This is a genomic window from Pseudomonas macauensis (genome assembly GCF_047902425.1).
Taxonomy (GTDB): domain Bacteria; phylum Pseudomonadota; class Gammaproteobacteria; order Pseudomonadales; family Pseudomonadaceae; genus Pseudomonas.
On record NZ_CP138377.1, the window covers coordinates 5850001 to 5871384 of the forward strand.

Here is a 21384-nt window from a genome sequence, read left to right on the forward strand (position 1 = left end):
AGTGTCAGTATCAGTCCAGGTGGTCGCCTTCGCCACTGGTGTTCCTTCCTATATCTACGCATTTCACCGCTACACAGGAAATTCCACCACCCTCTACCGTACTCTAGTCAGGCAGTTATGGATGCAGTTCCCAGGTTGAGCCCGGGGATTTCACATCCATCTTACCAAACCACCTACGCGCGCTTTACGCCCAGTAATTCCGATTAACGCTTGCACCCTTCGTATTACCGCGGCTGCTGGCACGAAGTTAGCCGGTGCTTATTCTGTTGGTAACGTCAAAACAGCAAGGTATTAACTTACTGCCCTTCCTCCCAACTTAAAGTGCTTTACAATCCGAAGACCTTCTTCACACACGCGGCATGGCTGGATCAGGCTTTCGCCCATTGTCCAATATTCCCCACTGCTGCCTCCCGTAGGAGTCTGGACCGTGTCTCAGTTCCAGTGTGACTGATCATCCTCTCAGACCAGTTACGGATCGTCGCCTTGGTAGGCCTTTACCCCACCAACTAGCTAATCCGACCTAGGCTCATCTGATAGCGCAAGGCCCGAAGGTCCCCTGCTTTCTCCCGTAGGACGTATGCGGTATTAGCGTTCCTTTCGAAACGTTGTCCCCCACTACCAGGCAGATTCCTAGGCATTACTCACCCGTCCGCCGCTGAATCATGGAGCAAGCTCCACTCATCCGCTCGACTTGCATGTGTTAGGCCTGCCGCCAGCGTTCAATCTGAGCCATGATCAAACTCTTCAGTTCAATACTGCTTGGGTTTTGCGAAAACCCTAAACTTGGCTCAGCAATCGCATGCTCTATTTAAAGAGCTAAAACTCTCGAATTCACGAGTGTTACTTGCGCTGCTGATAATCAGTCGATCATCAGTCTTACATCACAAGCACCCACACGAATTGCTTGATTCGACTTGTTAAAGAGCAGTTGGTTAAGGCTTTCGTCTCAACCGAGGCGCGCATTCTACAGCAGCGTCTCATCTTGTCAAGCGTTGTTTTCGAAAATTTTCTTTTCTACTCAACCGCTTGCGCTTCGGAGAAGGAAGCCTTCTCACCAGCGGGAGGCGCATTCTACAGCGATCAAACTCACTGTCAAGCACCTCGATGATCTTCTTTTCGACTCACTGCCGGAGCAGCGAATGAAGAGTGGCAAGTGATTCACCTGCCGGACCACCACCCTCAGCTTCGAATCTTTGTAAGTACTTGATTTTCAAGCCCTTTCAGCGCTTCGTCGCTGGGAGTGGTGCGCATTATAGGGACTTAAAAAGACCCGTCAACGACTTTTTTAAACTTTCTGCAAAAAACTGTCCGACTGATCAATTTACCGCCACACCCTGCCCCACCAAGCGGCGCTCCTGGCGTAGCAGGTAGGCGCCCACCAGCAGACCAACCACACACAGGGCCACGACGTAGTAGGCCGGGCCCAGCGGGTCTTCCTTCATAAGGAGGGCAACCACCATGGGCGTCAGGCCACCGAAGATGGCGTAGGCAAGGTTGTAGGAGAAGGACAGGCCGGTGAAGCGCACTACCGGCGGGAAGGCATTCACCATGACGTAGGGCACCGCGCCAATGACACCGACGCACAGGCCGGTCACCGCGTACAGCGGGAACAGCCAGTCCGGATGCGCCTTGAGACTGGTGTAGAAGGTCCAGGAGACGACACCCAGCAGCACGCTGCCATATATAAAGGTACGACCGGCACCGATGCGATCGGCCAGGCGCCCGGACAGGATGCAGCCGACGCTAAGGAAAACGATGGCCAGGCTGTTGGCCTTCAAGGCGGTCGCCGCGTCGAAACCGTACACGCTCTGCAGCACCGACGGAGTCATCAGGATCACCACCACGATGCCGGCCGACAGCACCCAGGTCAGCAGCATGGACAACACCACCGCCGGACGATGCTCGCGCACCACCACACCCAGCGGTACCTCCTCGGCCAGTTGCTTGCGCAGTTGCAGCTCGGCGAATACCGGGGTCTCGTGCAGCCAGCGGCGCAAATAGACGGAGAACAGCCCAAAGATGCCGCCGAGCAGGAACGGAATCCGCCAGGCATAGGCTCGTACCTCCTCGGCACTGAAGACGCTGTTGATCAGTGTCGCCACCAGCGAACCGATGAGGATGCCGGCGGTCAGACCCGAAGTGAGCGTGCCGCAGGCATAGCCCACGTGGCGGTGCGGAACGTGCTCGGCGACGAAGACCCAGGCGCCCGGCACTTCACCACCGATGGCGGCGCCCTGGATGACACGCAGCAGCAACAGAGCCAGCGGCGCCCAGATGCCGATCTGCTCGTAGGTGGGCAGCAGGCCCATGATCAGCGTGGGAACCGCCATCAGGAAGATGCTCAGGGTGAACATCTTCTTGCGGCCCAGCAGGTCGCCGAAGTGCGCCATGACCACCCCGCCCAGCGGACGGGCCAGGTAACCGGCGGCAAACAGGCCGAAGGTCTGCAGTTGGCGCAGCCACTCGGGCATGTCGGCCGGGAAGAACAGCTTGCCGACCACGGTGGCGAAGAAGACGAAGATGATGAAGTCGTAGAACTCCAGGGCGCCGCCCAGGGCAGACAGGGACAGGGTCTTGTAGTCGCTGCGGGTCAACGGACGTGACGCGGGCGCGGCAGGAGCGTTCACAGAAGGCATTGTGATTATTCTCGGCAGGCAAGGCAGATGACGGCGACGTTGAGCCACCGGTGCCGAACCATAGCAAATTGCGCTTTGACGACACAGGCATGCGCGGACGGGGCAAAGTCGAAACCCTACGGTCGTCGTAGCCGGCCTTGCTCTATATAATGCTGTCAGGCCGATCAAAAGCTGTCCCAAGGCCTTGCACCGGCAGGTGTCTTGGGAGAGTTTTTCCACAACCTCACCATGAGTACGCCGGGGGCAAGAGGCCCTGACCTATGATCGAGCTCGAACAAGAAGATCCCATCCCGCAGGGTGACCTTGCCCTGCAGATTACCGCCCTGCCGCGCGAGACCAACGGCTTTGGCGACATCTTCGGTGGTTGGCTGGTGGCGCAGATGGATCTCGCCGGTACCGCCATGGCCAGCCGCATCGCGGGCGGCCGCGTCGCCACCGTGGCCATCGACCGCATGGCCTTCCTGGTCCCGGTCGCCGTTGGCGCACAGCTCTCCTTCTATACGCAATCGCTGGAAGTCGGCCGCAGCTCGATCCGCATGCTGGTCGAGGTGTGGAGCGATGACCCGCTGTCCAGCGAGTGGCGCAAGGTCACCGAAGCGGTGTTCGTCTTCGTCGCCATTGATGGCAGCGGTCGTACCCGTCCGGTTCCTCCGCGTCGTGGCTGAAAACTGAAAACGCCGGCTCTCTCGCCGGCGTTTTCGTCTTCGCGCTCCGTCTTTTTATTTCGGAATCAGCGCATCGGCTTTCCGCGCACCGGAGCACCGTTGGCCTTGTAGTAGTCAGCGGTGCTGCGGGGCAGCGCCTCACGGCCACGGATCTTATCGGCGATCTTCTCGGCCATCATGATGGTGGTGGCGTTGAGGTTGCCGGTGATGATCAGCGGCATGATCGAGGCGTCGACCACGCGCAGCCCCTGCATGCCATGCACACGGCCCTGGCCGTCGACCACCGCCATGTCGTCCTCGCCCATCTTGCAGGAGCAGGAGGGGTGGAAGGCGGTTTCCGCATGCTCGCGCACGAAGGCATCCAGTTCTGCATCGCTCTTCTTGTCCAGGCCCGGGCTGAGCTCGCGGCCCCGGAAGGGATCGAGTGCCGGCTGGTTCATGATTTCGCGGGTGAGGCGGATGCCATCGCGGAACTCCTGCCAGTCCTGCTCGGTGGACATGTAGTTGAACAGGATGCTCGGGTGCTTGCGCGGGTCGCGGGAGACCACGTTGATGCGGCCACGGCTGGGAGAGCGCATGGAGCCGACGTGGGCCTGGAAGCCATGCTCCTTCACCGCATTGCTGCCGTTGTAGTTAATTGCCACCGGCAGGAAGTGGTACTGGATGTTCGGCCACTCGAACTCCGGACGGGTGCGGATGAAGCCACCGGCTTCGAACTGGTTGCTCGCACCCAGGCCGGTGCCGAGGAACATCCACTCCGCGCCGATCTGCGGCTGATTCCACCATTGCAGCGCCGGGTAGAGCGAGACAGGTTGCTTGCAGGCGTACTGCAGGTACATCTCCAGGTGGTCCTGGAGATTCTGGCCGACGCCGGGCAGGTCATGCACCACGTCGATGCCCAGGTCGCGCAGCAGTGCCGACGGGCCAACACCGGAACGCTGCAGCAGCTGTGGCGAGGCGATGGCGCCGGAGCACACCAGTACTTCGCGGCGAGCGCGGACTTCCTTCAGGTCGTTGTCGTTGCCGTGCAGATAGGTCGCACCGACGGCGCGCTTGCCACTGAACAGGATGCGGTCGGTCAGCGCGTGGGTGACGATGGTCAGGTTCGGACGCTCGCGGGCCTGGTCCAGGTAGCCGCGTGCGGTGCTGGAGCGGCGGCCCTGCGGGGTCACGGTACGGTCCATCGGACCGAAGCCTTCCTGCTGGTAGCCGTTGAGGTCTTCGGTACGCGGGTAGCCCGCCTGCACGCCGGCCTCGACCATGGCGTGGAACAGCGGATTGTTGCCGGCCTTGGGTGTGGTCACGCTCACCGGACCGTTGCCGCCATGGTAATCGTTCGGCCCGATGTCACGGGTCTCGGCCTTGCGGAAGTACGGCAGGCAGTCGAGGTAGGTCCAGTCTTCCAGGCCCTTGGCCTGGGCCCAGCCATCGAAGTCCATGGCGTTGCCGCGGATGTAGCACATGCCGTTGATCAGCGAGGAACCGCCCAGGCCCTTGCCGCGGCCGCACTCCATGCGACGGTTGTTCATGTGCGGCTCGGGATCGGTCACATAGGCCCAGTTGTAGCGACGACCCTGCAGCGGGTAGGCCAGCGCGGCCGGCATCTGGGTGCGGAAGTCGGCGCGGTAGTCCGGGCCGCCGGCCTCGAGCAGCAGGACGCTGACGTCGGCGTCTTCGGTCAGACGGGTCGCCAGTACGTTACCGGCGGAACCGGCACCGATGATGATGTAGTCGAATTCCTGGGACATGCAGGCCTTCCTCTTTTTCAGGCACGACACCGCCCGCGACGCGTGCGCGTCGGTGTCTGCGTATTCGGGATGGCCGGTGGTCAGGGAGTGGGGCCTGCGACCGGCCGTTCAGGGCTCGCTCGCGGCGGTCAGAACACCGAGGCGTAGTCGCCCAGCTCTACCTGCACGGATTTGATGCGAGTGTAGTGAGCCAGGGTGGTCAGACCGTTCTCACGACCGACACCCGATTGCTTGTACCCGCCAACCGGCATTTCGGCCGGCGACTCGCCCCAGGTGTTGATCCAGCAGATGCCCGCCTCCAGACGGTGGATCGCACGGTGCGCGCGGGCCAGGTCCTGGGTCACGACGCCGGCGGCCAGGCCGTACTCGGTGTCGTTGGCGCGGCGGATGGCTTCGTCTTCGGTGTCGTAGACGAGGATGCTCATGACCGGCCCGAAGATTTCCTCACGGACGATGGTCATGTCGTCGCGGCAGTCGGTGAACACGGTCGGCGCAACGTACGCACCCTTGGCGAACTCGCCCTGGGTGACGCGCTCGCCACCGCACAGCAGGCGGGCCTTCTGTTCCTTACCGGACTCGATGTAGGAGAGCACGCTCTCCATGTGCGCGAAGCTGGTCAGCGGACCGAAATTGGTGTTTTCGTCCTGCGGGCTGCCCAGGCGAATGCGCTTCACGCGCTCGACGACCTTCTCCTCGAAGCGTGCCTGCAGGTTGCGCGGGATGAACACGCGGGTGCCGTTGGTGCACACCTGGCCGGAACTGAAGAAGTTGGCCATGACGGCGATGTCGGCGGCGCGGTCGAGGTTGGCGTCTTCGAAGATGATCAGCGGCGACTTGCCGCCCAGCTCCATGGTGACTTCCTTGAGCGAGGAACTCGAGGCGCTGGCCATGACCTTCTTGCCGGTGGAGGTGCCGCCGGTGAAGGAGATCTTCTCGATGAGCGGGTGCTCGGTCAGCCACTGGCCGACTTCGCGGCCGCTGCCGGTGAGGACGTTGAACACGCCATCGGGCAGGCCGGCCTCGGTGTAGATTTCAGCGAGTTTCAGTGCGGTCAGCGGGGTAACTTCGCTGGGCTTGAAGATCATCGCGTTGCCGGCGGCCAGGGCCGGGGCGGATTTCCACAGGGCAATCTGCACCGGGTAGTTCCAGGCGCCGATGCCGGCGACCACGCCCAGCGGCTCGCGGCGGGTGTAGACGAAGCTGGTCTCGCGCAGCGGAATCTGTTCGCCTTCGATGGCCGGAACCAGGCCTGCGTAGTACTCGAGCACGTCGGCGCCGGTGACGATGTCGACGTTGCGGGTCTCGGCCAGCGGCTTGCCGGTGTCGAGAGTTTCCAGTTCGGCCAGCTCATCGTTGCGCTGGCGGAGGATTTCCACAGCGCGGCGCAGGATGCGCGAGCGCTGCATGGCGGTCATCGCCGCCCAGACCTTCTGCCCTTCTACCGCGCTTTGCACGGCGCGCTCGACGTCGTCCTTCGAGGCGCGCTGAACCTGGGCGAGCACTTCACCGTTGGCCGGATTGATGGTTTCGAAGGTGGCGCCGCTGGTGGCTTCCACGTAGCGACCGCCGATGTAGAGCTTCTGTACTTCGAATCGAGCCATGGTGATGGTGTCCTCTCTTATTAGGTGTCAGTGCGCAAGGCCGGCGCAGCGGGCTATCCCGCCTGTTTCGCCAGTTGTTGATCGAGGTAGTCGTACGCGATGGCCAGTGCCTGCTCGGTGTCGAAGGCATCGCCCGAGAGCGCGCCACGCAGCCACAGTCCATCGATCAGCGCTGCCAGCCCACGGGCCGCCGCGCGCGCTTCGGCGATCGGCAACACCCGGCGCAGCTCGCAGCACAGGTTTGAATACAAACGGTGGTCGTTGACCCGCTGCAGGCGGCGCAACGACGGCTGGTGCATGCTGGTTGCCCAGAACGCCAGCCAGGTTTTCATCGCCGGCCCGTTGACCTGGCTCGCATCGAAGTTGCCTTCGATGATCGCGCGCAGGTGCGAGCGCGGCTCGTCATCCTTCAGGGCCTGGCGGCGTTCGCCGACGGCCTTGTTCAGCGCCAGCATCAGGTGGCGCATCGTCGCTTCCAGGAGTCCGTTCTTGTCCTGGAAGTAGTGGCTGATGATGCCGTTGGAGACCCCCGCCAGGCGGGCGATCAGGGCGATGCTGGCGTCACCCATGCCCACCTGGTCCACCGCCTCGAGAGTGGCGTGGATCAATTGGGAACGGCGAATCGGCTGCATACCGACCTTGGGCATTTCGTCTCTCCTCTTCGCCTGGACGTACCTGTGCCGTCCGGCGACTTGTTGGCCAGTCTATTTTGTTTTTATTGAACGTTCAATCAACTAAGAATAAGCTGCGCTCCGTGAACCTCTCCGAGCCTTGTGTGCAAGCGGGCCCGAGCCGTTCATCGCCGCATTTCCATCCAACCTTCAAGGATCGCAGAATCCAGGTGGTAAGTGTCATGCGGCAGTGCTGTGTCTGTGGTTTGCGGCCCGTCGCCGTGCCTTAGTCGCACTCGTCGCCGGCCGCCATGCGTTCACTGTCATGGGGTCATCCTCCAAATGAGTACTGCTTCGCCAATAAAAACAAACGAGCAGGTACGTCTGAATCCGATCGTCTTCTACGGTTCCACCGTGCTGATCCTGGTTCTGACCGCCGCCCTCATTCTCTTTCCCGACAGCGCCGGTGCGGTCCTGAACCGCACACAAGCGTGGCTCTCGCACAGTTTCGGCTGGTACTACATGCTGGCCATCGGGAGCTATCTGTTCTTCGTCCTCTGGGTCGCGTTCTCGCGCTACGGCCAGCTGAAACTCGGCGCCGACCATGAGAAGCCGGACTTCAGCTATGGCGCCTGGGCCGGCATGCTGTTCTCCTCCGGCATCGGTATCTCGCTGCTGTACTTCGCTGCCTCCGAGCCCATCGACCACCTCTACCATCCGCCGGAAGGCGTGGCGGGCACCCCTCAGGCGGCACGCCAGGCGCTGCAGCTGACCTTCCTGCACTGGGGCGTGCACGGCTGGGCGATCTACGCGCTGGTCGGCCTGGCCGTCGGCTACTTCGCCTACCGCCACCGCCAACCGCTGGCCCTGCGTTCAGCGCTGCTGCCGATCCTCGGTGAGCGCTGGGTGAAGGGCGGCGCCGGCCACGCGGTGGACTGCTTCGGCATCTTCGTCACCCTGCTCGGTCTTGTGACCAACCTGGGGATCGGCGCGCTGCAGGTGTCCTCGGGCATCGAGTACCTGACCGGCATGGAGCACTCCAAGACCACCCTGCTGATCGTGCTGCTGGTGATGAGCCTGGTCGCCACCCTTGCGGCGGTGTCCGGCATCGAGAAAGGCATCCGCCGGCTGTCCAACCTGAACATCGTGCTGTTCAGCTCGCTGCTGCTGTTCGTGCTGGTCTGCGGTTCCACCCTGGAGTTGCTCAACGGTTTCGTGCAGAACCTGGGCGACTACCTCAACGGCCTGGTACTCAAGACCTTCGACCTCTACGTCTACACCGGCGGCGGTGCTGGCAAGAACGAAGAATGGCTGGGTCTGTGGACCCTGTTCTACTGGGCCTGGTGGATCTCCTGGGCGCCCTTCGTCGGCATGTTCATCGCCCGTATTTCCCGTGGCCGCACCGTGCGCGAGCTGGTCATGGGCGTGCTGCTGATCCCGCTGGGCTTCACCCTCGCCTGGCTCTCGGTGTTCGGCAACAGCGCGGTGGACCTGGTGATGAACCACGGCGCCGTCGACCTGGGCAAGGCCGCGCTGGAGCAGCCGTCGATGTCGATCTACCTGCTGCTGGAGCACTACCCGCTGGCCAAGGTGGTGATCGGCATGTCGATCTTCGTCGGCTTCGTGCTGTTCCTCACCCCGGCCGACTCCGGCTCGGTGATGCTGGCCAACCTGTCGCGCCAGGGCGGCGACCTCGACGAGGACGCCCCGCACTGGCTGCGTATCCTCTGGTCGATAGTGATCACCCTGGTGACCATCGGCCTGCTGTTCGCCGGCAACTTCACGGCCATGCAAACCGTGGTGGTGCTGGCCGGCCTGCCGTTCTCGGCGGTGCTGATCCTGTTCATGTTCGGCCTCTACAAAGCCATGAAGGCGGATTACGAGGCGCTGCACGGCCAGGCCACGTCACCGGCCCTGGCACCCGCGACCTGATCTCCCCGGCGGTGTCGCCCGACGCCGCCAGCCTGCCAAGGCAGGCCCTTTCGCCCGGCCCCGCGCCGGGCTTTTCTTTTCCGCGGGTTGACCTGGGCCGCTCAGGCACCGGCGCTGGCGAGCGACTATGGTGTCTGCGAAACCTTTCGTGGAGACAGTCATGAGCGACAACCCCCTCTGGCAGGCCCTCGGCCAACACTGGAAATGGATCGCCCTGCGCGGTGTGGCGGCGGTGATCTTCGGCGTACTGGCGATCGCCTGGCCGGCCATCGCCCTGGCCGTACTGGTCCTGGTCTGGGGCGCCTACGCCTTCGTCGACGGGGTGTTCACCCTGCTCGCCGCCGCGCGCATGCGCGAATCGGGCAGGCCGATCTGGCCGCTGGTACTGGTCGGCCTGCTGAGTGTCGGCGCAGGGCTGGTGGCGTTCTTCTGGCCGGCGCTGACGGCGCTCGGCCTGCTCATGCTGATCGCCGCCTGGGCGCTGGTCATCGGCGTGCTGCAGATCATCGCGGCAATCCGCCTGCGCAGGGCATTGGCCAACGAATGGTGGCTGGGTCTTTCCGGGGCGCTGTCGGTGCTGTTCGGGGTGATGATGATCGCCAACCCCGGTGCCGGCGCGGTCGCGGTGGCCTGGGTGATCGGCGCCTACGCGGTGTTCTTCGGCGTGATGCTGGTACTGCTCGCCCTGCGCCTGCGCAAGACCTCGACCTTCAATGCCTGAGCGGGACTGGTGCCTGCTGCGCCTGGACGACAACGGCAACCGCTTCGTCATGCGTCGCCAGCTGACCCGCGCCGAGGCCGAAGCCCTGGCGCGGGACTACCAGGCGCGCGGGCACAAGCAGACCTACTGGGCGGAGCGGGAGGGGCAGGCTGATGCCGGGCTTCCGCGTTCGCGGGAGTAACGGACTCTCCACTGCCGCAGAAGCGTAGCGCGTATAACGTTCGACGTTATACGCCGTTTCACCAAGGCCGCAGGTCGCTCCGAGGTCGACCGTGGAGGTTCCGATAGGCATGGTGTATCGGCGTACAACCGCGAACGGTTGTACGCCCTACTGCCACGCCTTGCGCAACGCCTTCAAGGCTTCGGCGATCCGCGCCTCGGGCACCGCCGCGAAGCCCAGGACCAGCCCGGCGCGCTGATCTTCCGGCTCGGTGGACTCCGGCAGCCAGTAGTCGCTCAGCGCATTCACCTCCACACCCACGGCCAGCGCACGCTGCACCAGTTCGAGTTCGCGCTCGCGACTGTCGACCCGCACGCACAGGTGCAGCCCCGCTTCCACCGTCGGCATCGGAGCGCAGCCGGCGACCTCCGGCCAGCCGCGCAGCAACGCATCGCGCCGACTGCGCGCCGCCCGGCGCATGCGGCGGACGTGACGCTGGAAATGCCCTTCGGCGATGAAGTCGGCCATCACCCGCTGGGTACCGACCTCCGAGTGCCGCACATCCAGCGCGCGACGCCGGGCGAAGGCCTGCGCCAGCGCCGGAGGGACCACGAGGTAGCCCAGGCGCAGCGCGGGGAAGGCGATCTTGCAGAAGGTGCCGACGTAGAGCACCCGGTCATGGCGATCCAGCGCAGCCAGCGGCATCAATGGCGTTCCGCTGTAGCGGTACTCGCCGTCGTAATCATCCTCGACTATCCAGCCACCGCGGCGCTCGGCCCATTCCAGCAGCTCCAGGCGCCGCGCCAGGGACAGGGTCACCCCGGTCGGGTACTGGTGCGAGGGTGTGACATACACCAGCCGGCAGTCCGACAGCCGTTCCAGGTGCGAAGTGCACAGGCCGTCGGCATCCACCGGCACGCCGTGCAGCCGTGCGCCCGCCGTGGCGAAGGCGTGGCCAGCGGCGCGGTAGCCGGGATTCTCGATGGCCGCGCCGTCACCTTCGGCCAGCAGCACCTGGGCGCACAGCGCGATGCCCTGCTGGGCGCCGCTGGTGATGATGATCTGCTGGGCGTCGCAATGCAGGCCGCGTGTGCTGCGCAGGTAGGCGGCGACCAGCTCGCGCAGGCGCTGCTCGCCCGCCGGGTCGCCGTAGCCCAGGCAGTCCAGCGGCGGGTCGCGCCAGAAGCGCGCCTGCAACCGTGCCCAGGTGTCGAAGGGGAACAGGTCGAAAGCCGGCACGCCGACGCGGAAGGCGCGCGGCGCACCGCTGGGCGGCAGCGGCAGGTGGTGCCGCGCCAATCGTTCGAGTGACGGCGCATCCGGACTGCGCGCCTCGCCGCGCACGGCGTCCATCGATGGCTGAACCCGATCGGCCACATAGGTGCCGTCGCCGGTGCGCCCTTCGATGTAACCCTCGGCATAAAGCTGCTCGTAGGCGCGCACCACGGTATTGCGCGAAACGCCCAGGGACGCCGCCAGGTCGCGGCTCGCCGGCAATCGCGAGCGCGCCGCCAGGCGGCCGTCGAGGATGCGCTCGCGTAGCGCCTGGAACAGTTGCACACCCAGCGGACGCGCGGGATCGAGGCGAATGCCGGAAGGGTTGAAGGGCAGCGGGACACTCATGCGGGTGAATTCCGAAGGGACGGCAATGGTTCCTTTGATTTCACCATGAATGGCTCTTTAGCAGAACCAATTCCCAACCTAGGCTGTAACCATTCCAACCCAAACAAGGCCGTCACCATGTCTTCCGCTGTCGAGATCCGCCCTGTCACCGCCGCCGATCACGCCGCCTGGCTGCCGCTCTGGCAGGGTTACCAGCGCTTCTACAAGACCACCATTGATGAGGCCACCAGCGCCCTGACCTGGCAGCGCTTCCTCGACCCCGCCGAGCCCATGCACGCCGCCCTCGCCTGGAGGGACGGCGTTGCCATCGGCATGGTGCATTTCATCTACCACCGCTCCTGCTGGACCCAGGGCGACTACGTCTACCTGCAGGACCTGTTCGTCGCCGAAGACCAGCGCGGTGGCGGCATCGGCGCGGCGCTGATCGAGCACGTCTACGCCGACGCCCGCGCCAACGGCGCCTCGCGGGTGCACTGGCTGACCCACGAGACCAACACCGACGCCATGTTCCTCTACGACCGGATCGCCGACCGTTCCGGATTCGTCCAGTACCGCAAGATCATCTGACCGGGAGCGCCCCATGACTGAGCAACACCCCCTTAACTGGCGCCCGGTCGCCAGCCCCGAACGCCGCACCCTGCCCGGCCGCTACGTGAACCTGGCGCCACTGGACCCGGCCACCCACGGCGACGACCTGTGGCAGGCGCTGCAAGGCCCGGACTGTGACCCGCGGCTGTGGGACTACCTGCCCTACGGCCCGTTCAGCGAACGGACGAGCTTCGACGAGTGGCTGGCCGGCAACGCCGCCAGCGCCGACCCGATGTTCTTCGCCGTGATCGACCGCGCCAGCGGCCACGCCGTGGGCCTGCTCAGCTTCCTGCGCATCACCCCCAGGGACGGCGTGATCGAGATCGGCCACATCGCCTTCGGCCGCGTCATGCAACGCACCCCGGGCTCCACCGAGGCGGTCTACCTGCTCGCCCGGCTGTCCTTCGAACTGGGTTACCGACGCCTGGAATGGAAGTGCAACGCGCTCAACGCCCGCTCGATGCGCGCGGCGCAACGCCTGGGCTTCACCTTCGAGGGCACCTTCCGCCAGCACATGGTGGTGAAGGACCATAACCGCGACACGGCCTGGTTCTCCATCATCGACAGCGAGTGGCCACGCTGCCAGCAGGCCTTCGAGGCCTGGCTGGGTGCATCCAACTTCGATAGCGAAGGGCTGCAGCGGAGGCACCTGGCGGACCTGCGCCTGCGCTGATCTTTTCATTCTCCGGGAACTGCCCGACGTGCGGAGGATCGGTGATACTGAATCCTTCCCATCGCAGCCCCGGAGACCACCATGAGCAGCGATATCCAGACTCCCCGTGTCGAGCAGGTGCAGGTCGACGAACTGCCCTGCTGGCGTATCCACACCGCCCATGGTGAGGCCCTGATCGCCCAACAGGGCGCACAACTGCTGAGTTACCAGCCCCACGAGCAGCCGCCGCTGGTGTGGCTGAGCGAAACCGCCGAGTTCCACCATGGCCAGTCCCTGCGTGGTGGCGTTCCGGTGTGCTGGCCCTGGTTCGGCAACCTGGAACGCAACCCGGTGGATGTCCGGGCCGCCTTCGCCGGCGACAGCGCCCCGGCCCACGGCCTGGTGCGCGCAGTGGACTGGCAGCTGGACGACATCGCCGACGAGCTGGGCGAGCTGGCCGTGCACTTCAGCATCGATGCCCGCCACGGCCTGCCCGGCTGGCCGCACTCGGCTCGCCTGGAACTGGTGATGCGCTTCGGCGAGCGCCTGGTCCTGGAAATGACCACCCACAACCTTGGCGACAAGCCGCTGCCGATCAGCCAGGCGCTGCACACCTACTTCGCAGTGAGCAACAGTCGCGAGATCAGCATCGACGGCCTGCAGGGCTGCCGTTACATCGAAACCCTGGAGAACTGGGAGGAGCGCCAGCAGCACGGCCTGGTGCGCATCGCCGGGGAAACCGACCGCATCTACCTGGACGTGGAGAAGCGCCTGGTGATCCGCGATCCGCTCTGGGAGCGCGGTATCCACATCCAGGCCAGCGGCTCGCGCTCGGCGGTGGTATGGAACCCGTGGATCGACAAGGCCGCGCGCCTGTCGCAGTTCCCCGACGACGCCTGGGAAAACATGCTGTGCATCGAGACCGCGCGGGTCTGGGACGACGTGATGAGCGTGGCGCCGGGGCGCAGCGAGACGATGAAGGTGGAAATCTGGAGTGAGCCGCTGAAAAGCTGAGCCGTAGGGCGTACAACCGTTCGCGGTTGTACGCCGATACCCCCACCCCATGGTCAGCGCCACGGCTGAACCCGGGGCGCCCTGAAGCCAAGGCCAATTAGCGTATAACGCGGAGCGTTATACGCCCTACGGTCCCTCGCGAACTGCGCCGGCACCATTCCAATCGCGGACAGAGTCCCTCCTACAAAAGCCGGCTCTTACAGATCGCTCTCCTCCACCGGCCGCACCCTGGCGTCATCGATGGCGTAGGCCGCGTCGGCCATTTCGTTGCTGACCTTCTCGATCTTCAGCGTGCCGCTGACCCAGATGGGGCTGTAGATGTCGTCGAGCTTGATGCCCTTGGGGTAGCGCACCAGCACGATCTGGTTCGGCGGCGGCGGCGGCACGTGGATGCAGGCGCCCGGATAGGGCACCAGGAAGAACTCGGTGACCCGGCCCTTGGCATCATTCTCCAGCGGTACCGGGTAGCCGCCCAAGCGCAGTGCCTTACCGTTCAGCGCGGCGACGGTTCGGGTGGAATACATCACCTGCGGCAGCTTCTTGTCGCTCTGCTTCAGGCCGCCCTTGTTGGTGAAGGTGCCATTGGCCTCGGGGCCGTTGTGGGTGATTTCCGGCATGTCTTCGAGCGCCTTGCGGTCGCTGGGCGGCATCAGGGACAGCCAGTCGGTTTCGGGAAGTTCGGCGGCGGACGCCAGGGAAGTCAGCAGCACCAGGCTGCAGGCGAGCAATGTACGGCGCATCGTGGACTCGAAAGGCCCGGTCGGGCACAGGCGGGATGTTCCTCCAGCGCCCTCCCCCTGGCGGGAGAGGGCCGGAAATCACCGTCAATTCTTCTTGATCAGACCGTAAATGACCAGCAGGACGATGGCGCCGATCACCGCGCCGATGAAGCCCGCCGCCTGGCCCGCGGCATAGATGCCCAACGCCTGGCCGCCGTAGGTGGCCAACAGCGAGCCGCCGATGCCGATCAGGATGGTCATGATCCAGCCCATGCTGTCATCGCCGGGCTTCAGAAAGCGTGCGATGAGTCCGACGATCAGGCCGATGACGATGGTTCCGATTAATCCCATGACAGTCCCTCCTTGTGGGTTGAGCGCGGTGGGTGCGCGCCTGTCATGGGACAGTGTAGAAAAGGCCGGCGTTCCGTGTTTCCCCGCGCGGCAGAGCGAGCGTCGGTGTTTCGCGGCCCTTACAGCACTCTGGAAATCAGGCAGAAAAAAAGCCGCGTCAGCGATTGACGCGGCTTTTTCATACGCGAATCAGCCAGCCGTCAGGCCTTGGCGATCAGCGCCTCGACTTCGGCGATGCGCGCCTTGAGCGTCGGCAGATCGGAGCTACGCAAGGTGGCGTGGCCGACCTTGCGCCCAGCCTTGAAGGCCTTGCCGTAGTGATGCAGGTGGCAGTCGGCGATGTTCAGCACGTCGGCCACCGGCGGCACTTCGCCGATGAAATTGAGCATGGCGCTCTCGCCCACCTTGGCGGTGGAGCCCAGCGGCAGGCCGGCAACGGCGCGCAGGTGGTTCTCGAACTGACTGCACTCGGCGCCTTCGATGGTCCAGTGGCCGGAGTTGTGCACGCGCGGAGCGATCTCGTTGGCCTTCAGGCCGCCGTCGACCTCGAAGAACTCGAAGGCCAGCACGCCGACGTACTGCAGCTTGTCCAGCACGCGGCCGACGTAGTCTTCGGCCAGCTTCTGCAGCGGGTGGTCAGTGCTGGCCACGGACAGGCGCAGGATGCCGCTCTCGTGGGTGTTGTGCACCAGCGGGTAGAAGCGGGTTTCGCCATCGCGGGCGCGTACCGCCACCAGCGAGACTTCGCCAGTGAAGGGCACGAAGCCTTCGAGGATGCAGGGCACGCTGCCCAGCTCGGCGAAGGCGCCGGTGACGTCCTCGGGCTTGCGCAGGACCTTCTGGCCCTTGCCGTCGTAGCCCAGGGTGCGGGTCTTCATCACCGCCGGCAGGCCGATGCTGGCTACCGCGGCGTCGAGATCAGCCTGGGACTGCACATCGGCGAAGGCCGGGGTGGGGATGCCCAGGTCCTTGAACATGGACTTCTCGAACCAGCGGTCGCGGGCGATGCGCAGCGATTCGGCGTTCGGGTAGACCGGCACGAACTGAGAGAGGAAGGCCACGGTCTCGGCCGGCACGCTCTCGAACTCGAAGGTCACCAGGTCGACTTCATCGGCCAACTGACGCAGGTGCTCCTGGTCGCTGTAATCGGCGCGGATGTGCTCGCCGAGCGCTTGCGCGCAGGCGTCCGGAGCCGGATCGAGGAAGGCGAAGTTCATGCCCAGCGGCGTACCCGCCAGGGACAACATGCGGCCGAGCTGACCGCCACCGATGACACCGATTTTCATGGTTCGAGCCTGTGCTTGCTGACACTGTTCGGGGGCGCCGCGCGGGCGCCCATTGCTCACGCGTCGCGCGGGTCCGGATTGTCCAGGACCGATTCGGTCTGGGTGGTGCGGAACTGCTTCAGCGCTTCGTGATATTTCGGGTACTTGCCGCCCAGGATGCTGGCGGCCAGCAGTGCTGCGTTGGTGGCGCCAGCCTTGCCGATGGCCAGGGTGGCGACCGGGACGCCCGCCGGCATCTGCACGATGGACAGCAGCGAGTCGACGCCCGAGAGCATGGAGGACTGCACCGGCACGCCGAGCACCGGCAGGTGGGTCTTGGCGGCGCACATGCCCGGCAGGTGGGCGGCACCGCCGGCACCGGCGATGATCACTTCGATGCCGCGGCCATCGGCCTCTTCGGCGTACTGGAACAGCAGGTCCGGGGTGCGGTGGGCGGAAACCACCTTCACTTCGTACGGAATGCCGAGCTTGTCCAGCATGTCCGCGGTGTGGCTCAGGGTGCTCCAGTCGGATTTGGAACCCATGATCACGCCAACCAGTGCGCTCATCGTCGTGCCTCTCTCAAGTGCGCTCTTGTGCGCGTCAGAAACCAACAAGCCACGCTCGTCGGGGCGTGGCTTGTACGTGGCCAAACCGGCGGGCAGTGCCGGCTTGAAGGCGGCGCAGTATACCGCAAAGGGCGCAGCGGAGTGCACTGTGCGTGACCGTTGGTCCCGATTTCGTCATTCAGAAGCCGACGGAGGCCGCGACAACTTCGGAAAAGCTTGCCGCAGCTCAAGATGGCCTAGGCTCAGAGGCTCAGACTCGTCTGACAACCCTGCCCGGATGGGGCAGGAACCTCACCCTTCAAGGAGCGAGTGCAATGTCCATGACCCTGCCCACGACCATGAAAGCCGCCGTCGTCCATGCCTTTGGCGAGCCGCTGCGGATCGAGGAAGTCAAAGTCCCGCTGCCCGGCCCCGGACAGATTCTGGTGAAGATCGAAGCCTCCGGCGTCTGCCACACCGACCTGCACGCTGCCGAAGGCGACTGGCCGGTGAAGCCTGCCCTGCCCTTCATTCCCGGCCATGAAGGCGTCGGTTTCGTCGCAGCGGTCGGTGCCGGCGTCACCCGCGTGAAGGAAGGCGACCGTGTCGGCGTGCCCTGGCTGTACACCGCCTGCGGCTGCTGCGAGCACTGCCTGACCGGCTGGGAAACCCTGTGCGAGCACCAGCAGAACACCGGCTATTCGGTGAACGGCGGCTACGCCGAGTACGTACTGGCGGACCCGAACTATGTCGGCATCCTGCCGAAAAATGTCGGCTTCACCGAGATCGCGCCGATCCTCTGCGCGGGCGTCACCGTCTACAAGGGCCTGAAGGAAACAGAAGCACGCCCCGGCCAGTGGGTGGCGATCTCCGGCATCGGCGGCCTCGGCCACGTCGCCGTGCAGTACGCCAAGGCCATGGGCCTGCACGTGGTGGCGGTCGACGTGGATGACGCCAAGCTGGAGCTGGCCAAGCGCCTGGGTGCCAGCCTGACCATCAACGCGAAGAAGGAAGACCCGGTCGAAGTGGTGCAGCGCGATATCGGCGGCGCCCACGGCGTGCTGGTCACAGCGGTGTCCAACAGCGCCTTCGGCCAGGGCATCGGCATGGCCCGCCGCGGCGGCACCGTGTCACTGGTCGGCCTGCCGCCGGGCGACTTCCCCACGCCGATCTTCGACGTGGTGCTCAAGGGCCTGCACATCACCGGATCCATCGTCGGCACCCGCGCCGACCTCCAGGAAGCCCTCGACTTCGCCGGCGAAGGCCTGGTCAAGGCCACCGTCAGCGCCGGCAAGCTGGATGACATCAACGCCATCCTCGACCGCATGCGCGCCGGGCAGATCGAAGGGCGGATCGTGGTGGAGATGTAGGACCAGCGCGCGGGACGGGCTCTCGTCCCGCGCCTCACCACTCCGGCCTTATCCGCGAACCGGTCGTAATGAGTGTCCCGGCTTCGCCGGGATTTCGCGGAGAAGCTCCGCTCCTACGAGATGCATCTGCGCTCGGGTTGGCCCTCAACCTAACCCAGGGTGAGAGGGGACCGTCCGGTGCAGTACGAAACTACTCTGTCAGCCGGCACGATCTGGCTCCCTCTCCCTGAGGGAGAGGGCTGGGGTGAGAGGGAAAGCCCTGGCACAGATTCAGCCGGGACAAGACAGTTGCTCCTACGAAAGCATCGCGGAGCCGCGACTTCAGGGCGCTCCAGGCTCGGCCATGACGCCGACCATGAGTGCGGTGTATCGGCGTACAACCGCGAACGGTTGTACGCCCTACGCAGTCGGCGCCTCAGGGCGTCTCGCCCAACCCCAGCCCGCCCTCCAGCTTGCGCCACAGCAGGCGGATCTGCGCCTTGCGCACCAGGGCGCAGCGATACAGGCGAATCTCCTGCGGGACGATCCAGTGCGGACCGCCGCACAGCGCCAGCTCGCCGCGCGCCAGCTCCGACTCCATGCTCAGGCGCGGCACCCAGGCCACGCCCATGCCTTGCAGCGCCATGCTCTTGAGGCTGTCGGCCATCGCCGTTTCATAGACGGTGGTGTAGCGCAGGTTGCGCTGGCGCAGCAGCAGGTTCACCCCGCGGCCGAGGAAGGCGCCGGCGCTGTAAGCCAGCAGCGGCACGCTCTGGCCGCTGTCCAGGTCATAGAGCGGCAGGCCGGCGGAGTTCACCGCGCACACCGGGAGCATCTCGGTGCGGCCCAGGTGCAGCGAAGGGAAGACTTCCGGGTCCATCTGCAACGCGGCGTCCGGGTCATAGAAGGCCAGCATCAGGTCGCAGCCGCCTTCGCGCAGCAGGTGCACGGCCTCGCCGACGTTGGTCGCCACCAGGCGGCTGGCGATGTTCAGGCCCTCGGAGCGCAGGCGGGCGATCCACGAAGGGAAGAACCCCAGCGCCAGGGAGTGGGCAGCGGCGAATTGCAGCACCTCGCCCTGCCCGCCTTCGAGGTGGTGCAGGTGGCGCACCACCTGGCCGAGCTGCTCGACTACCGCGCGGGCGGTGACCAGGAACAGCTGCCCGGCTTCGGTCAGCTCGATGGGGGTGCGCTGGCGGTTCACCAGGGTCAGCCCCAGGGCATCCTCCAGGCTGCGGATGCGCCGGCTGAACGCCGGCTGCGTCACGAAGCGTTTCTCCGCCGCCTGGGAAAAGCTGCGGGTGGCGGCCAGGGTGCTGAAGTCTTCCAGCCATTTGGTTTCGAGGTTCACGTCATCTCCAGCGCGGCGCCGCGCTTGATCGATTGGTCAGGAGCCGGGCGCGCGTAGCACAGCCACACGCTCGCCGTCATCCATTCGTCACAGCGTACATTATGCCGTTTGTGCATGAGGCAGCTTTTAACAGCATTGGCCGACGATCGGCGAAATCCCTAGTCTACCGGGCATCGCGGCACTGGCCGTGTTTCTCTGAGACAATCCCCGTCATGTCCCCTGTTGCATCGTTCCGCATCGAGAAAGACCTCCTCGGCACCCTCGAAGTACCTTCTGACGCCTACTACGGCATCCAGACCCTGCGCGCTGTGAACAACTTCCGCCTCTCGGGCGTGCCGCTGTCGCACTACCCGAAGCTCGTCGTCGGTCTGGCGATGGTCAAGCAAGCGGCAGCCGATGCCAACCACCAGCTCGGCCACCTGTCGACCGAGAAGCACGCCGCCATCAGCGAAGCCTGTGCTCGCCTGATCCGTGGCGACTTCCACGACCAGTTCGTGGTGGACATGATCCAGGGCGGCGCCGGCACCTCGACCAACATGAACGCGAACGAAGTCATCGCGAACATCGCGCTCGAAGCCATGGGCCATGCCAAGGGTGAGTACAAGTACCTGCACCCGAACAACGATGTGAACATGGCGCAGTCGACCAACGACGCCTACCCGACCGCCATCCGCCTGGGCCTGCTGCTGGGTCACGACACCCTGCTGGCCAGCCTCGACAGCCTGATCCAGGCCTTCGCCGCCAAGGGCGAAGAGTTCGCCGGCGTACTGAAGATGGGCCGTACCCAGCTGCAGGACGCTGTGCCGATGACCCTCGGCCAGGAGTTCAAAGCCTTCGCCACCACCCTGGGCGAAGACCTCGACCGCCTGCGTCGCCTGGCGCCGGAACTGCTGACCGAAGTGAACCTCGGCGGCACCGCCATCGGCACCGGCATCAACGCCGACCCCGGCTACCAGAAGCTGGCCGTCGAGCGCCTGGCAGCCATCAGCGGCCAGCCGGTCGTCCCGGCCGCCGACCTGATCGAAGCCACCTCCGACATGGGCGCCTTCGTGCTGTTCTCCGGCATGCTCAAGCGTACCGCGGTCAAGCTGTCGAAGATCTGCAACGACCTGCGCCTGCTCTCCAGCGGTCCGCGTACCGGCATCAACGAGATCAACCTGCCGGCTCGCCAGCCGGGCAGCTCGATCATGCCGGGCAAGGTCAACCCGGTGATCCCGGAGGCCGTGAACATGTGCGCCTTCGAAATCATGGGCAACGACCTGGCACTGACCATCGCTGCCGAAGGCGGCCAGCTGCAGCTGAACGTGATGGAGCCGCTGATCGCCTACAAGGTGCTCGACTCGATCCGCCTGCTCCAGCGCGCCATGGACATGCTGCGCGAGCACTGCATCACCGGCATCACCGCCAACGTCGAGCGTTGCCACCAGTTGGTGGAGCACAGCATCGGCCTGGTGACCGCGCTGAACCCCTACATCGGCTACGAGAACGCCACCCGTATCGCCAAGACCGCGCTGGAAACCGGCCGCGGCGTCCTGGAACTGGTACGCGAGGAGAAGCTCCTGGACGAGGCCACCCTGGCCGACATCCTCAAGCCGGAAAACATGATCGCCCCGCGCCTGATTCCGCTGCGCGCCTGATCATCCGCCCGGCGCGAGCCGGGCACGTCTCACCGGTTGAGGGGGAGTATTCCTCCCTCACCTTTCAGGGATTGGTTACCCCCGGTCCCTTCTTTTATACCCGGCGCTGCGGGTTTACCCGGAGCGCCACGTCTCACCGGTTGAGGGGCCTTTGGGCCCACTCTCCTTTAGAAGGGACACCGCTTACCCCGGTGTCCCCTTTTTTTGCCTGTG

At 64.9% G+C, this 21384-nt stretch carries 19 protein-coding genes and 1 rRNA gene (1 of these 20 only partly in view); 9 read left to right on the forward strand and 11 right to left on the reverse strand.

Annotated features, from left to right (window positions below; all coding sequences use genetic code 11):
- Window positions 1–751: ribosomal RNA gene (locus tag SD196_RS26730) — 16S ribosomal RNA — on the reverse strand; it reaches 785 nt to the left of the window's first position.
- Between the two features lie 565 nt (window positions 752–1316).
- A complete protein-coding gene (locus tag SD196_RS26735; protein ID WP_275609297.1) occupies window positions 1317–2636 on the reverse strand; it encodes an MFS transporter in 1320 nt (439 codons plus the stop codon).
- 260 nt (window positions 2637–2896) lie between these two features.
- Here SD196_RS26735 and SD196_RS26740 point away from each other — a divergent pair, with 260 nt between their 5' ends.
- Window positions 2897–3301, forward strand: coding sequence for an acyl-CoA thioesterase (locus SD196_RS26740; protein WP_015479588.1), 405 nt, complete (start codon window positions 2897–2899; stop codon window positions 3299–3301).
- A 65-nt stretch (window positions 3302–3366) separates the two neighbouring features.
- Here the strand turns inward: SD196_RS26740 and betA are convergent, their stop codons facing one another.
- The 3 genes from betA to betI all read right to left on the reverse strand — a co-directional run bounded on the left by betA (window position 3367) and on the right by betI (window position 7297).
- On the reverse strand, window positions 3367–5049 hold the full coding sequence (gene betA, locus SD196_RS26745; protein WP_275609298.1) for a choline dehydrogenase: 1683 nt from the start codon (window positions 5047–5049) through the stop codon (window positions 3367–3369).
- 128 nt (window positions 5050–5177) lie between these two features.
- On the reverse strand, window positions 5178–6650 hold the full coding sequence (betB, locus tag SD196_RS26750; protein ID WP_275609299.1) for a betaine-aldehyde dehydrogenase: 1473 nt from the start codon (window positions 6648–6650) through the stop codon (window positions 5178–5180).
- A 53-nt stretch (window positions 6651–6703) separates the two neighbouring features.
- The gene (gene betI / locus SD196_RS26755; protein WP_275609300.1) at window positions 6704–7297 is read right to left on the reverse strand and encodes a transcriptional regulator BetI; all 594 of its coding nucleotides are present in this window, start codon (window positions 7295–7297) and stop codon (window positions 6704–6706) included.
- A 306-nt stretch (window positions 7298–7603) separates the two neighbouring features.
- Here betI and SD196_RS26760 point away from each other — a divergent pair, with 306 nt between their 5' ends.
- The 3 genes from SD196_RS26760 (at window position 7604) to SD196_RS26770 (ending at window position 10095) form a co-directional block, all read left to right on the forward strand.
- Entirely contained in the window at window positions 7604–9193 is a 1590-nt protein-coding gene (locus tag SD196_RS26760) for a BCCT family transporter (protein ID WP_331320173.1), read from the forward strand.
- Window positions 9194–9353: 160 nt separating this feature from the next.
- Window positions 9354–9914: an HdeD family acid-resistance protein gene (locus tag SD196_RS26765; RefSeq protein ID WP_343578269.1), complete on the forward strand. Its 561-nt coding sequence runs from the start codon at window positions 9354–9356 to the stop codon at window positions 9912–9914.
- Window positions 9907–10095 (forward strand): hypothetical protein, encoded by a 189-nt coding sequence (locus SD196_RS26770; protein ID WP_275609303.1) that lies wholly within the window; start codon window positions 9907–9909, stop codon window positions 10093–10095. The genes SD196_RS26765 and SD196_RS26770 overlap by 8 nt, the downstream gene beginning before the upstream one ends.
- Window positions 10096–10242: 147 nt before the next feature.
- Here the strand turns inward: SD196_RS26770 and SD196_RS26775 are convergent, their stop codons facing one another.
- A complete protein-coding gene (locus SD196_RS26775) occupies window positions 10243–11697 on the reverse strand; it encodes a PLP-dependent aminotransferase family protein (RefSeq protein ID WP_343578270.1) in 1455 nt (484 codons plus the stop codon).
- Between the two features lie 117 nt (window positions 11698–11814).
- Here SD196_RS26775 and SD196_RS26780 point away from each other — a divergent pair, with 117 nt between their 5' ends.
- The 3 genes from SD196_RS26780 to SD196_RS26790 all read left to right on the forward strand — a co-directional run bounded on the left by SD196_RS26780 (window position 11815) and on the right by SD196_RS26790 (window position 13951).
- On the forward strand, window positions 11815–12264 hold the full coding sequence (locus SD196_RS26780) for a GNAT family N-acetyltransferase (protein WP_331320169.1): 450 nt from the start codon (window positions 11815–11817) through the stop codon (window positions 12262–12264).
- A gap of 13 nt (window positions 12265–12277) precedes the next feature.
- Window positions 12278–12958, forward strand: coding sequence for a GNAT family protein (locus SD196_RS26785; RefSeq protein WP_343578272.1), 681 nt, complete (start codon window positions 12278–12280; stop codon window positions 12956–12958).
- 81 nt (window positions 12959–13039) lie between these two features.
- Entirely contained in the window at window positions 13040–13951 is a 912-nt protein-coding gene (locus tag SD196_RS26790) for a D-hexose-6-phosphate mutarotase (RefSeq protein WP_275609307.1), read from the forward strand.
- 197 nt (window positions 13952–14148) lie between these two features.
- On the opposite strand, the gene SD196_RS26795 is transcribed toward SD196_RS26790, so the two are convergent.
- The 4 genes from SD196_RS26795 to purE all read right to left on the reverse strand — a co-directional run bounded on the left by SD196_RS26795 (window position 14149) and on the right by purE (window position 16855).
- The gene (locus SD196_RS26795) at window positions 14149–14691 is read right to left on the reverse strand and encodes a DUF3299 domain-containing protein (protein ID WP_343578274.1); all 543 of its coding nucleotides are present in this window, start codon (window positions 14689–14691) and stop codon (window positions 14149–14151) included.
- Window positions 14692–14775: 84 nt separating this feature from the next.
- Window positions 14776–15021 (reverse strand): GlsB/YeaQ/YmgE family stress response membrane protein, encoded by a 246-nt coding sequence (locus tag SD196_RS26800; RefSeq protein ID WP_017521572.1) that lies wholly within the window; start codon window positions 15019–15021, stop codon window positions 14776–14778.
- A 200-nt stretch (window positions 15022–15221) separates the two neighbouring features.
- The gene (locus SD196_RS26805) at window positions 15222–16307 is read right to left on the reverse strand and encodes a 5-(carboxyamino)imidazole ribonucleotide synthase (protein ID WP_343578276.1); all 1086 of its coding nucleotides are present in this window, start codon (window positions 16305–16307) and stop codon (window positions 15222–15224) included.
- Window positions 16308–16363: 56 nt separating this feature from the next.
- Window positions 16364–16855, reverse strand: coding sequence for a 5-(carboxyamino)imidazole ribonucleotide mutase (purE, locus tag SD196_RS26810; protein ID WP_015479603.1), 492 nt, complete (start codon window positions 16853–16855; stop codon window positions 16364–16366).
- 320 nt (window positions 16856–17175) lie between these two features.
- Here purE and adhP point away from each other — a divergent pair, with 320 nt between their 5' ends.
- Window positions 17176–18204: an alcohol dehydrogenase AdhP gene (gene adhP / locus SD196_RS26815; RefSeq protein WP_275612036.1), complete on the forward strand. Its 1029-nt coding sequence runs from the start codon at window positions 17176–17178 to the stop codon at window positions 18202–18204.
- A 415-nt stretch (window positions 18205–18619) separates the two neighbouring features.
- Here the strand turns inward: adhP and SD196_RS26820 are convergent, their stop codons facing one another.
- Window positions 18620–19534, reverse strand: a complete 915-nt coding sequence (locus SD196_RS26820; protein ID WP_331320167.1) for a LysR substrate-binding domain-containing protein — start codon at window positions 19532–19534, stop codon at window positions 18620–18622.
- A 212-nt stretch (window positions 19535–19746) separates the two neighbouring features.
- On the opposite strand from SD196_RS26820, the gene aspA reads away from it, so the two are divergent.
- Complete coding sequence (gene aspA / locus SD196_RS26825) at window positions 19747–21171, forward strand: aspartate ammonia-lyase (RefSeq protein WP_275609311.1); 1425 nt, start codon at window positions 19747–19749, stop codon at window positions 21169–21171.
- Window positions 21172–21384 lie beyond the last annotated feature (213 nt).